This is a genomic window from Nocardia aurea (genome assembly GCF_003123685.1).
Classification (GTDB): domain Bacteria; phylum Actinomycetota; class Actinomycetes; order Mycobacteriales; family Mycobacteriaceae; genus Nocardia; species Nocardia aurea.
In genome coordinates, this window is sequence record NZ_QCYJ01000127.1 from 512,388 (window position 1) to 525,166 (window position 12,779).

The following is a 12,779-nucleotide window of genomic DNA, read 5'->3' on the forward strand; positions in this document are numbered from 1 at the left end:
CCCGACGCGTTCGCACACCGGCCCCCGGTGAGTCTCGTGACCACCTCGGCCGACGCGGCGCAGGAGGCCGTCACCAGGGTTTTCGGCATCCGGCATCACGGCCCCGGTTCGGCGCGCTCGTTACGTCTGGCCCTGGAGGAGTTCGCCCCCGACACGATTCTGATCGAGGGGCCGGCCGACGCGGATCCGCTGGTCGGTTTCGTCGCGGCGGACGGGATGCGACCGCCGGTCGCCCTGCTCGCCTACGTGCCGGCGACTCCGGCGCGCGCGGCCTTCTGGCCCTACGCCTCGTTCTCCCCCGAATGGCAGGCACTGCGCTACGCCGCCGAATTCGCCGTGCCCGTTCGCTTCTGCGATCTGCCCGCCGCGAACGCGCTCGCCGCGTCCGACGACGGCGGCGAAAGCGGTGACCCGCTGGCCGAATTGGCGGCCGCCGCGGGCTACGACGACGCCGAACGCTGGTGGGACGCGGTCGTCGAATCCAGCGCCGACGCCACCGCTTTCGACGCCATCACCGAAGCCATGGCCGCGCTGCGCGATTCGCCGGTTTCGGCGGTGGTCGACGCGCACACCCTGCGCCGCGAGGCGTTCATGCGCCAGACCATGCGCAAGGCGCTCAAGGCAGGCGCTCGCCGGCTGGCCGTGGTCTGCGGAGCCTGGCACGCGCCCGCGCTGACGGGTCCGCTCGGCCCCGCCGCACCCGATATGCGCCTGCTCAAGGGGATGCCCAAGGTGAAGGCCACCGTGACGTGGGTGCCGTGGACGCATTCGCGACTGTCGACGGCGTCGGGCTACGGCGCGGGCGTCACCTCACCCGGCTGGTATCACCACCTGTTCTCCGAAACCGAACAGCCGGTCGCGCGCTGGCTGACGAAGGTCGCCGGGGTGCTGCGGGCCCACGATCTGCCGGTCTCCAGCGCGCACGTCATCGAGGCGGTGCGGCTCGCCGACACCCTCGCGACCCTGCGGACCCGGGCACTCGCCGGTTTGTCGGAGGTGACCGAGGCGGTCCGTTCGGTGCTGTGCGGGGGTGACGAGACCATGGTGCGGGTCGTGGTCGCCGAACTCGTGGTCGGAGAAGCGCTCGGCGCGGTGCCGGAGGGTGTTCCGACGGTGCCGCTGGACGCCGACCTACGGGCCGCGATGCGGACGCTGCGCCTGAAACAGGAGCCGACGCCGAAGACGCTCGATCTGGATCTGCGCAAGGACAGGGAACTCGAACGTTCCCGGCTGCTGCATCGGCTGCGTCTGCTCGGCATCGACTGGGGCACACCGATCACCGGCGAAGTGCGCAATACCGGCACCTTCCGGGAGAGCTGGCGGTTGAAATGGCGGCCCGAATTCGCCGTGGCGGTCATCGAGGCCTCGCGCTGGGGTCCGACGCTGCGCATCGCCGCGCAGGCGAAGATCCTCGATACCGCGCAGAGCACGGGGGTCACGTTGGCCGATCTCACCGACGCGCTCGATCTGGCCCTGCTCGCCGATCTCGGTGACGCCACCGAAGGGCTCATCACCCGCCTGGAATCGGTCGCCGCACTCGATCACGACGTCACGCATCTGCTCGCGGCGCTGCCCGGCCTGACCAAGACCCTGCGCTACGGCGACGTGCGCGGCACCGACACCGAGGCGCTCGGCCATGTCGCCGACGGCCTGCTGGTGCGGATCTGCGCCGGATTACCCGGCGCTGTCACCGGACTCGACACCGACGCGGCCGAGCAGGTGCGCGCGCTGATCGACGCGGCGCACACCGCGGTCCACACTCGCGACGACGCGTGGTCCACGGCGCAGTGGCTGACCGCGCTGGAGAAACTCGCCGAACGCGCCGACGTGCACGGCGCGCTCGTCGGGCGTGCCGTGCGATTGCTGAGTGATGCCGGTGTCATCGACGAGGGGCAGGCGGCTCGGCGGCTGTCGGCGGCGCTGTCGATCGGCAACACCCCCGCGGCCAAGGCCGCCTGGATCGACGGTTTCCTCGGTGGACGCGGACTGCTGCTCGTCCACGACAGGGAGTTGTTGCACCTCGTCGACGGGTGGCTGGAGAGTCTGGCCGAAGACCAATTCGTCGAGACGCTTCCGCTGTTGCGCCGCACCTTCGGCGCCTTCGAATCCGGGGAGCGCCGCGCCATCGGCCGGGCCGTGCGCGACACCGGACCCGGCCCCGGTACCGCCGTCGCCGGCATCGACTCGGCGCGCGGTCTGCTCGCCATGCGCACCGTCGCGGAAATACTCGGAGTGAACCCATGACCGACGAAACACAGAACAGGCGTTGGCGATTGGTCCTCGGCGGCGCGGCCGAGCCGGAACTGGGCGGACTCGGTTCGGGCGACGACGCGGCCATGGATCGAGCGATGGGCGGGCTCTACGACTCGGGTGAGGACGCCGCGACGGGTAAACGCTCGGCGGGGCTCGGCGGCTCGGCGCCGAAGGTCGCGCGCTGGCTGGGCGATATCCGCACCTACTTCCCGTCCACGGTGGTCGAGGTGATGCAACGCGACGCCGTCGAGCGGCTGAATCTGACGCAATTGCTGCTGGAACCGGAGTTGCTGGAAGCGGTGGAACCCGATATCCATTTGGTCGGCACCCTGCTCAGCCTCAACAAGGTGATGCCGGAGACCACCAAGGCGACCGCCCGCGTCGTCGTCGAACGGGTGGTGCGGGAGATCGAGCAGCGCGTCGCCGCGCATACCAGGGCCGCGGTCTCGGGCGCGCTCAATCGCGCCGCCCGCGTCGCCAGGCCGCGCCCGCGCGATATCGACTGGGACCGCACCATTCGCAAGAATCTCGCGCACTATCTGCCCGAATATCGCACCGTGGTCCCGGAACGGCTGATCGGCTACGGGCGCAAGGCCCAGGCCGTGCACCGGGATGTGGTGCTGGCGATCGACCAATCCGGTTCGATGGCGGCCAGTGTCGTCTACGCCTCGGTCTTCGGCGCGGTCCTGGCCTCCATGCGGGCGCTGAAGACCTCGCTGGTGGTCTTCGACACCGAGGTCGTCGATCTGACCGAATCGCTGGCCGATCCGGTCGACGTGCTGTTCGGCACCCAACTCGGCGGCGGCACCGATATCAATCGCGCCATCGCCTACAGCCAAACGCTGATCACCCGGCCCGCCGACACTCTGTTCGTACTCGTCTCCGATCTCTACGAGGGCGGAATCCGCCACGAGATGATCCGCCGCGTCCACGCGATGAAGGAGGCGGGCGTCACGGTGGTGGTGCTGCTCGCGCTGTCCGACGACGGCGCTCCCGCCTACGATCACGAGAACGCCGCCGCGCTTGCGGGCCTGGACATCCCCGCGTTCGCGTGCACCCCCGACCGATTCCCCGATCTGCTCGCCACCGCGCTCGACCGCGGTGACATCCGATCCTGGGCCGAACGCGACACCCGGTAGCGCCGGGTCGGAGTACCGTGCCCCTGCCGGACCGACGGGTTCGATAGGCTGCCAAGGTCTTTGCTGGGATGGGGGCACGCATGCTGCGCCGTGGTGACGTATTCGCCGGGTATGTGATCGAACGCGAACTCGGGCGCGGCGGCATGGGCGCGGTCTACGCGGCGCGCCACCCGCGCCTGCCGAAGCTGACGGCGCTGAAACTGCTGCACCGGGGCATGTTCGAGGACGCGGACACCCGCGTGCGCTTCGCCCGCGAGGCCGAGACCGTGGCACGTCTGGACCACCCGAATATCGTCACCGTCTTCGACCGCGGCATCGAGGACGATCAGCTGTGGATTTCCATGCAGTACGTGGACGGTGTCGACAGCGCGTCGGTTCCGGCGACGGCCATGTCCGCGAATCGGGCCGTGCAGATCACCGTCCAGATCGCGGGCGCGCTCGACTACGCGCACAAATCGGGAGTGCTGCACCGGGATGTGAAACCCGCGAATATCCTGCTGTCGAAATCCGCAGGCGCGTCCACCGGCTTCGAGGAACGGGTGCTGCTCACCGATTTCGGCATCGCCAAACTGCTCGACGGTTCGGCCGGACTCACCCGCACCGGGACGCTCACCGCGACACTGGCCTACGCCTCGCCCGAACAGCTCACCCGGGGCGACCTCGACCACCGGTCGGATCAGTATTCGCTGGCCTGCACGCTGTTCCGACTGCTCACCGGTGCGGGCCCGTTCGACGCCCCCAATATCGCCGCCGTCGTGTTCGGCCACGTCCAATCCCCGCCGCCGTCGCTGTGCGCGGCACGGCCCGACCTGCCCGCCGAATTGGGCGAGGTGGTGGCCACGGCGATGGCCAAGGATTCGGCGGATCGGTTCCCGTCCTGTGCCGAATTCGCCGCGGCGGCGGCGCGCGCGTTGCGCACCCGGGCGACGATTCTCGCACCGGCCCGATCCGATCCGCCACGTCGTGGCCCCCGGGCCGCACCCGATCCGACGGTGCGTGCCGAGCCGGTGCGGCCGAGCCGCGAGGACATCGTGCGAGGCTGCCTGTTCGGCGGCGCGGTCGGCGACGCGCTCGGCGCGCCGGTGGAGAACATGATGCTGCGCCACATCCGCCAGCGCTACGGCCCGCGCGGAGTGACCGGAGATTCGGCCGTCCTGGAGATCTCGGACGAAACCCAGCTCACGCTGTTCACGGTGGAGGCGCTGATCAAGGGTTCGATCCGGGCCAGGGCGCACGGCAAGGGCGGAGCCACGCTGGGATTCATGCAGGCCGGGTTCCTGGAATGGCTTCGAGGACAGGGGCTTTCCACGACGGAATCGGCCGCGCACGCGGATCGTCCGTACAGCTCGCTCACCGGATACCCGGAGCTCATGAGCCATCGCGGCACCAGCAACGCCAGCGTCACCGCGTTGCGCACAGCGGCCGAGCGCGGGCAACCCGGTCTGCCGCTCGGCACCCGCGAGCGTCCGATCAACGATTCCAAGGGGTGCGCGGCGCTGGTCCGCGCGGCGCCGTGCGGCTTCGGGTACGCCGCCGACACCTCCGGCTCCTCACTCGAGTTCGTCTTCGAATTGGGTTGCGACGCCGCGGCGCTCACGCACGGCAATCCCGGTGGCTGGCTACCCGCCGGCGTGCTCGCGGCCATCGTGTACGCCCTGTGCCGGGGCGCGGAACTCGACAAGGCCGTCGGGCTGGCCCGCGCGGAACTCACCCGCTACAAGGGGCACGAGGAGACCGAGAAGGCGCTCGCCACCGCAGTTCGGCTCGCGGGCGAGGCGGGCGGACGGGTGCCGGGCGCCGATGAGGTCGAATCGCTCGGACGCGGCTGGATCGGTCCGGAGGCGCTGGCGATCGGCGTCTACACGGCGCTGACCGCCGCGGCGGCGGGCGGCTCACCCGAGCAGATCGTGCGCACCGGAATCCTGCTCGCCGTGAATCATTCCGGCGACAGCGATTCGACGGCGGCCGTGTGCGGAAATATCCTCGGCGCCCGCTACGGCGTCGCGGCGGTGCCCGCGAGATGGCGATCGACACTCGACGTGGCCGCCGTCGTCGACCGGCTCGCCGGTGACTACTGCGCCGAATTCGGCCCGAATCCCCCGCGCGACGACAACGGCGAACCCGCGTCGGAATGGCGGACCCGCTACTTCGGCTGAACCGCGCCCATCCGTCCCCAGGCGGTGGCGGACGCGGGCACCAGCACCGGGTGCAGCAGCGCGGCCAGGCCGAGCAGCGTGATCGCGACGACGGCGTCGAGCCAGTAGTGGTTACCGGTGCCGACCACCACCAGCAGGGTGAGCACCGGATGCGCCAAGAGCAGCCAACGCCATCGGCCGCGCGTCGCGGCCACCACGGCGAAGGCGAGCAGCAGCGCCCAGCCGACGTGCAGCGACGGCATGGCGGCGAACTGATTCGACATTCCGCCCGCGCCCACCGGCCCGTAGACCGATTGCCCGTGCACGGCGGCCAGGTCGACGAAACCGTATTCCGGCAGCATGCGCGGCGGCGCGAGCGGCATCAGGACGTGTACGACCAGCGCCGCGCCGGTCAGCACCACCATGAGATTGCGCGTCCACCGGTAGTGCTCGGGGCGGAAGACCCACAGCCACAGCAGCACGCCGACCGCGACGGTGAAATGCGCGGTGGCGTAGTAGAAATTCGCGGGCACGGCCAGCCAGTCGTGACCGACGAACAGCGACTGCACCGTGGTCTCCCCCGGCAGGCCGAGTCGACGTTCGACGCCGAGGACCTCGTGGGCATTGTCGAGCGCGTGCGCGCTGTCGTCGGCGGTGATCATCCGCCCCATCTTGTAGGCGAGATAGAGCACCGTGATCAGCGCCAATTGCCCGATCGCCTCGCCGCCGCGGCCACGCAACGCCGTCCGCATCCGTTCGACGACGACTTCGGGCACCATCCGCAGCCCCACACCAGGTCCACCGAGACCTACCGCCACCATTGCCGCGGCCTCCTTCCCATCACATCCGGAAGACCACCCCCCTTAACCGGAGTGACACCCTCCGTTTAATCTAGCAACACCGGATGGACACGATCCGCACACTGTGACCGAGGAGACAGCGAGGGAGTCCCGCGCTCCCGCGGCGGTGAGGCGCGCCCTCGGATGCACTGAATCTACTGCGGCACAGGGGAATACGCCCCCCGATCTGTTCGAGGACGAAATGAGTCCGGTGGGCCGGTGGGCCGGTGGGCCGGTGGGCCGGTGGGCCGAGCGTAGGCACCGTCCCGGATATGACAGAGCCCGGTGGATGACGCGGCGTGCGTCACCCACCGGGCTCGGATCGTGCGGTCCTACAGGTCCGCGATAGCCGCCAGCGGAGGCGTCCTCGCGGCGCGGATACCGGGCCAGACAGCGGCGAGCACACCCACCACCGCCGAGGCGATCAGGACGGCGACCAGCTGGTTCCACGGGATGGAGATCTGGTCGATGCCGAAATCGCGCAGGGTGCGCAGGAATCCGATGCCGAGACCGACGCCGAGCAGCACCCCGACAATGGCGCCGAAGACCGCGATCAACATCGATTCCAGGTAGATGCTGCGTCTGACCTGGGCTCGCGTGGTGCCGACCGCGCGCAGCATCCCGATCTCCCTGCGCCGTTCGACCACCGACAGCGCGAGGGTGTTGATGATGCCGAGAATGGCGATCACCACCGCCAGCGCGAGCAGGCCGTAGAGGATCGCGAGCAGGGTGTTGATCTGCCTGCCCTGCGCGCCCTTGAACTCTTCACGATCCTGCACCTGGACCACGGCGAACCGGTCGGTGGCCTTCGCCAGGTCGGTTCGCATAGCGGTCAGGTCGGTTCCGGGCTTCGCCTTCACCAGCACGAAGAAATTGTTCTGGAAGGCGACCGGGGTCACCTTCTGGAACACCCCGGGCGACAACACCATCGAACCGAGCAGCGGCGTCTTCTTGTAGACGCCCGCGATAGTCACCGGGACCTTCTGATTCTTGTCCAGCGTGGTCAGTTCGACGGTCTGTCCGACCTTCCAGTTCCGGTCGGCCGCCTCGGTGTCGTCGACGAGGATGTCGTTGTCACCGAGGGTTCCGGTGCCGCGCAGGATGTCGTAGTTCAGCACACCCTCCAGCGGTCCGTCCGGCGAGACGCCCGCCAGCTGGTCGTCACCGATCTGCACGGCCGCGCCCCGGAGACCGACTGCCTGCGCGACCTCGGGTACCGCCTGTTTCACCGCGTCCGGCACCCCCAGCGGGAGACCGAGCAGCTGGGATTGCTGCGGACCGGCGAGCACGTAATCGGCGGCGACGCCCTTGTCGACCAGCACCCCGACACTGGACTTCGCCGAGGCTCCGAGGATGCCGATCGCCGAGACCAGCATCAGCCCGAGGGTCAGCGCGAAGGCCGTGGCGGCGGTGCGGCGGGGATTGCGCACGGCGTTGTTGCGCGCCATCCGGCCGATAGGACCGAACGGACGTACCAGTACCCCGAGCGTGCCGACCACCGGCCGCGACAGCGCGGGCGATGCCAGCAGCACCGCGAATATCAGCGCGAGCGCGCCCACCCCGACGGTCGCCGCGGCATTGCCGCCGGTGGATTGCGCTCCGAGCGCGACCAGCACCACGCCGATGACGCCGAGCACCGCGCCGACCAGCGTCCGCACCCGCAGCGAATCGCCCGCCGACGCGAATTCCTCGCGCATGGCCTCGACCGGCGGGATCTTCGCGGCCCGGCGCGCGGGGGCGTAGGCACTGACCACCGTCACCAGCAGGCCGACGACGAGACCGACGACGATGGTGCGCGGCAACACCGTCATGGAACCGGTCGGCAGCCCGAGATCGAAGGCGTTCAACAGGGCCGAGAGTCCGAAGGCCAAACCGACACCGGCCGCCAAACCTATCGCGCTACCGATGAATCCGATCACCAGGGCCTCGGAGATCACGGTATTGCCGACCTGGCGTCTGCTCGCGCCGACCGCGCGCAACAGGGCGAGTTCGCGCAGACGCTGGGCCACGATCATCGAGAAGGTGTTGTAGATGATGAAGGTGCCGACGATCAACGCGATCGCGCCGAAGGCGAGCAGGAAGTAATTGATGAAATTGAGCGCTTCCGACACCTGGGATTTCAGGTCGGCCCGCACCTGTTCGCCGTTCTGCACCTTGAAACCGGGTAGCTGCTCGGCGATCCGGTCACGCAGATCGTCACCGGCGACACCGGACGACGCCGCGACGTCGACGTAGGCCACGTGATAGCCGTCGGTGAACAGCTGACGGGCCTGGGTGTCGTCGAAGATCAGACCGATGAATCCGCCGGTATCGGAGGCGACGGTGTAGATGCCGGAGATCGTGACATCGATGGTCGGACTCTGCTGGGTGCTGCGCGAGGGAATCAGCACCTTGGCCGTATCGCCGACCTTCAGGCCCGCGCGGTCGGCGCCGCCGCTGTTGATCGCGACCTGCCCCGTCGCCGTGGGCGGAGCGCCCTCGATGAATTTCTTCGGCTCGGCGACCGCGCGCTCCGGCGGCACGTAGGACTCGCCCCAGCTCGGAGCGCCGCCGGTCTGCACCGGCTTGTTCTCCAGGTTCAACAGGACCAGCGGTCCGTTGACGTTCGGCGCCACCGCGCGCACACCCTCGGTGCGGCTGATCTGATCGACCACGGCGATCGGCACACCGAAGGACTGCTGGTTCTCCGGACTCACCCGGACGTCGACGCCCTTGGCCTCGTCCTCGAAGATTCCGTCGAAGGTGCGTTGCAGGGTATCGGTGAAGACGAAAGAACCCGCGATGAACGCGGTACCGAGCACCACCGACAGCAGGGTCAGCGCCAACCGGACCTTGTGCGCCGCGAGATTGCGTAGAGCCACCTTGCGCATCGGGTTGCCGCGCGGCCGACCATTCTTGGTCGGCGCGCCGGGCGATGCCGCCATCAGGCCTGCTCCAGCGATTTCATCCGGTCCAGCACCGACTCGGCGGTGGGATCGCGCAATTCGGACACGATGCGGCCGTCGGCCAGGAATACCACCCGGTCGGCGAAGGAGGCGGCGTGCGGTTCGTGGGTGACGATCACGACCGTCTGACCGAACTCGTTCACCGCCGCACGCAGGATGGAGAGCACCTCCTCGGAGGCGCGGGAGTCCAAGTTGCCGGTCGGCTCGTCCCCGAAGATGATCTCGGGTTTGCCCGCGAGAGCGCGCGCGCACGCCACCCGCTGCTGCTGACCGCCGGACAGTTCACTGGGACGGTGGCCGAGCCGGTCGGTGAGCCCGAGCCTGCCGAGCACCGTGTCGAGCCATTCCTGATCGGCCTTGCGGCCCGCGATGTCGAGCGGAAGGGTGATGTTCTCGAGCGCGGTCAGGGTCGGGACGAGGTTGAAGGCCTGGAAGACGAATCCGATGCGGTCACGGCGCAGACGCGTCATCTGCTTGTCGGACAGGTTCGTCAACTCGGTGTCGCCGATGCGCACCGCGCCCGAGGTCGCGCTGTCAAGACCCGCCAGGCAGTGCATCAGCGTGGACTTACCGGAGCCGGACGGACCCATGATCGCGGTGAACTCTCCACGCGCGAAATCCGCAGACACCTGATCCAAGGCTGTGACCTGCGTATCTCCTGTTCCATAGATCTTGGTAACCGCAATGGCGCTGGCCGCGATATCTGTCGCGGTCGGTGGATCAGCGATATCTGTACCCGCTACGTGCGAAGTCATGCCACCAGTCTGTCTGGCGAGCCGTCCGCGCGCCATCAGGGTTTGCCCGGAATCCCGTGGCCATCGGCCCGCGGCGCTCGCCGAGCGGGGCACCGCGAAACCGGCGTCCGGTACGTTGATTCTCGGATCACGGGGATCCGGAATTGGCAGGTGGAGACAAGTGAGCATTCGAACGATTCCGCTGCGCACACTGTCCGGCGAGCAGGCCACCCTGGCCGAGCTGGTCGGCGACAAGGTGGTGCTGCTGGTCAATGTGGCCTCGAAATGCGGTCTGACCCCCCAGTATTCGGGGCTGGTCGAATTGCAGCAGACCTACGGCCCCAAGGGTTTCAGTGTGGTCGGCGTGCCGTGTAACCAGTTCATGGGCCAGGAACCCGGCAGCGCCGAGGAGATCCAGGAATTCTGTTCGACCACCTACGGCGTCGACTTCCCGCTCCTGGAGAAGACCGATGTCAACGGCGACGAACGCCACCCGCTGTACCAGGAACTGGTGCGGAGCCCCGATACCGAGGGCGAGACCGGCGATATCCAGTGGAACTTCGAGAAGTTCCTGATCGACCGCTCGGGCGCGGTGGCAGGCCGTTTCCGCCCCCGCACCACCCCCGAGGCGCCGGAACTGCGTTCGGCCCTGGAAAACCTGCTCTGACCTCCTCGCCGCCCCGACGGGCCGAGTACCCGGCGTCGACAGCGAAAAGGCCGACCGGACGCAACCCGTCCGGTCGGCCTCCGCGTATTCGGGGTCGGATCGTGCCCTGAATCAGTTCAGCGGGGCCGAACGCCACCAGCGCAGCACCTCGTCGATGGTGCCGACGATTCCGTCGGTGTACATCAGGATCTGGCTCCGGTCCTTGTCGCCGGTGAAAACGGTGACCATCTTCGGACCGCTGTTCTCGAATTTGTAGTTGGTGTAGGTCTTCCCACCGTTGGTGTCGGTGGATTTCACCTTGTCGCTCGGCAGGTTGTTCACCGCCGCCTGGGCGTCCGCGGCGGAATCGTAGATGTAGAAGGTGAAGAACGGATCGTCGTTGTCGCCGCCGCCGAAGCAATCCCACTGGTAGACCCAGTCACCGAAATCCGGGGTACCCGAGGTCGGCGTCGACGGCGAACTCGCACTGTAGGAACCGCAGGTCGCGCCGTTGTAGCCGGTGTCGCCCGATGTGGACGCGGGCACCATGCGCGGGAATTCCTTGCTGATCGACTCCGAGTCGGCGGTCACGGTGCCGCTGCTGCTCGGCGAGGTCGTCGATGACGACGACGGGCGCGCGACCGTCGTGGTGGTCGGCGTATCGGAACCGCCGCCCGCGACCACACCGACGATGCCGATGACGACGACGAGAAGGACCACCGCCGCCACACCGATTCCGATGATCAGGCCGGTATTGGATTTGCGCGGCGGCTGATGCGAACCGGGGAACCCTCCGCCGCCACCCATCGGCGGGCGCGGCGGCTGCTGCGAATAGCCGTAGGTCTGCTGATTGTTGTACGGCCCCGACGTATTCGGATGCTGCGCGTTCGGACCGCTCTGCTGCGGTGGCATGGCATTGGGCATCGAGGTGTACGGCGGCGCCGCCGTATTGGCCATCGTCGCGCCGGTCAGCGGCTGGTTGCCGCTGTTGACCGGGGACGGACCTTTGGTGAGCGGGTAGGGCGAGCCGGTCAGCGGATGCTGCGGGCCGGTGCCGGGTCGCGGGCCGGTCACCGGAATCGGGGGGCCGGTGACCGGCATTCCCGTGATCGGCAGGGCAGGCGCACTCTGATTGGACAGCGCGACGAGCGCGGCCGCCGCGAATTCCGAACAGGAGGCGAAGCGCTCCTCGGGACGTTTGGCCATCGCCCGCGCGAGCACGAGATCGACCGCGTAGGGCAGGCCGGGGCGCGTATTGCTCAGCGCAGGCGGTGGTGTCTGGAGGTGGCCCTGGATCACCTGGGCCGGATTGGTCGCGGCGAACGGGCCGCTGCCGGTGAACAGCCAGAACAGCGTGCACGCCAGCGAATACTGATCCGAACGGTGATCCAGCGACGCGCCGGTGAGCTGCTCGGGGGACGCGTAGGCCAGGGTGGCGGTGAACGTCCCGGTCTGCGTCAGATGACCGGTGTCGTCACGCAGGCGCGCGATACCGAAATCGGTCAGGTAGACGCGCTCGCCGCGGCCGCTGCCGGAGCGAGCGAGCAGGATATTGGCAGGCTTCACGTCACGGTGCAGCACACCCATCCCGTGCGCGTAGTCGAGCGCGTCGGCGGTCTCCTTGATGATCTGCACGGCCCGTTCGGGCGGCAGCGTCGCGGGATCGACCGACGCGGCGTCGATTCCGTCGACGTACTGCATCGAGATCCACAACTGCTCGTCGTCGAGGCCGCGGTCGTAGACCGTGACGATATTCGGGTGATCGAGCCGGGCGACCAGATCCGCCTCCCGTTCGAACCGCGCCCGCACCTCCTTGTCGAAGAACATCTCCCTGTTCAACAACTTGAGCGCAGTCATCCGCGGCAGGCGCGGATGCTTCGCCAGATACACCGAACCCATGCCACCGCGGCCCAATTGCCGGTCGATGACATAGCCGGCGAAAACGTCACCGCTGGCCAGCATTGTCTGCTCCACTTCCCGCCGTCATCGGGACCCACCGATGAACAGGCGTACAGCATAAGAACGCGCGCCCGAGCAACGCCCGACCACGGAAAACATCGAAACCATAGCAGCAGTCGCGTGCTCATC

The 12,779-nt window shown here is 68.4% G+C and carries 8 protein-coding genes; 4 read left to right on the forward strand and 4 right to left on the reverse strand.

The genetic code is table 11. From position 1 onward, the window contains the following. The first annotated feature begins 27 nt into the window (after window positions 1-27). The 3 genes from DAT37_RS31265 to DAT37_RS46285 all read left to right on the forward strand — a co-directional run bounded on the left by DAT37_RS31265 (window position 28) and on the right by DAT37_RS46285 (window position 5,548). Window positions 28-2,244, forward strand: a complete 2,217-nt coding sequence (locus DAT37_RS31265) for a DUF5682 family protein (RefSeq protein WP_232840106.1) — start codon at window positions 28-30, stop codon at window positions 2,242-2,244. Next, complete coding sequence (locus DAT37_RS31270; RefSeq protein WP_109528428.1) at window positions 2,241-3,392, forward strand: VWA domain-containing protein; 1,152 nt, start codon at window positions 2,241-2,243, stop codon at window positions 3,390-3,392. Before DAT37_RS31265 ends, DAT37_RS31270 begins: the two co-directional genes overlap by 4 nt. Before the next feature lie 68 nt (window positions 3,393-3,460). Next, window positions 3,461-5,548 (forward strand): ADP-ribosylglycohydrolase family protein, encoded by a 2,088-nt coding sequence (locus tag DAT37_RS46285; RefSeq protein WP_198654512.1) that lies wholly within the window; start codon window positions 3,461-3,463, stop codon window positions 5,546-5,548. Here DAT37_RS46285 and DAT37_RS31285 read toward each other — a convergent pair. The 3 genes from DAT37_RS31285 to DAT37_RS31295 form a co-directional block, all read right to left on the reverse strand. After that, complete coding sequence (locus DAT37_RS31285; RefSeq protein WP_232840107.1) at window positions 5,536-6,348, reverse strand: phosphatase PAP2 family protein; 813 nt, start codon at window positions 6,346-6,348, stop codon at window positions 5,536-5,538. The two genes, DAT37_RS46285 and DAT37_RS31285, sit on opposite strands and share 13 nt — an antisense overlap. A 350-nt stretch (window positions 6,349-6,698) precedes the next feature. Next, the gene (locus DAT37_RS31290) at window positions 6,699-9,290 is read right to left on the reverse strand and encodes an ABC transporter permease (protein ID WP_232840108.1); all 2,592 of its coding nucleotides are present in this window, start codon (window positions 9,288-9,290) and stop codon (window positions 6,699-6,701) included. Continuing rightward, the gene (locus DAT37_RS31295) at window positions 9,290-10,066 is read right to left on the reverse strand and encodes an ABC transporter ATP-binding protein (RefSeq protein WP_109528622.1); all 777 of its coding nucleotides are present in this window, start codon (window positions 10,064-10,066) and stop codon (window positions 9,290-9,292) included. Before DAT37_RS31295 ends, DAT37_RS31290 begins: the two co-directional genes overlap by 1 nt. Before the next feature lie 160 nt (window positions 10,067-10,226). Between DAT37_RS31295 and DAT37_RS31300 the strand changes: the two genes are divergently transcribed. Further along, complete coding sequence (locus tag DAT37_RS31300) at window positions 10,227-10,712, forward strand: glutathione peroxidase (RefSeq protein WP_109528429.1); 486 nt, start codon at window positions 10,227-10,229, stop codon at window positions 10,710-10,712. Between the two features lie 111 nt (window positions 10,713-10,823). Here DAT37_RS31300 and DAT37_RS31305 read toward each other — a convergent pair whose 3' ends face one another. Next, window positions 10,824-12,653, reverse strand: a complete 1,830-nt coding sequence (locus DAT37_RS31305; protein ID WP_109528430.1) for a protein kinase domain-containing protein — start codon at window positions 12,651-12,653, stop codon at window positions 10,824-10,826. Window positions 12,654-12,779 lie beyond the last annotated feature (126 nt).

Bases quoted from the DNA above. Each gene is read 5' to 3' on its own strand.
- DAT37_RS31270 (WP_109528428.1), top strand. From the start codon at position 2,241: ATGACCGACGAAACACAGAACAGGCGTTGGCGATTGGTCCTCGGCGGC.
- DAT37_RS46285 (WP_198654512.1), top strand. From the start codon at position 3,461: ATGGGGGCACGCATGCTGCGCCGTGGTGACGTATTCGCCGGGTATGTG.
- DAT37_RS31285 (WP_232840107.1), bottom strand. From the start codon at position 6,348: ATGGTGGCGGTAGGTCTCGGTGGACCTGGTGTGGGGCTGCGGATGGTG.
- DAT37_RS31290 (WP_232840108.1), bottom strand. From the start codon at position 9,290: ATGGCGGCATCGCCCGGCGCGCCGACCAAGAATGGTCGGCCGCGCGGC.
- DAT37_RS31295 (WP_109528622.1), bottom strand. From the start codon at position 10,066: ATGACTTCGCACGTAGCGGGTACAGATATCGCTGATCCACCGACCGCG.
- DAT37_RS31305 (WP_109528430.1), bottom strand. From the start codon at position 12,653: ATGCTGGCCAGCGGTGACGTTTTCGCCGGCTATGTCATCGACCGGCAA.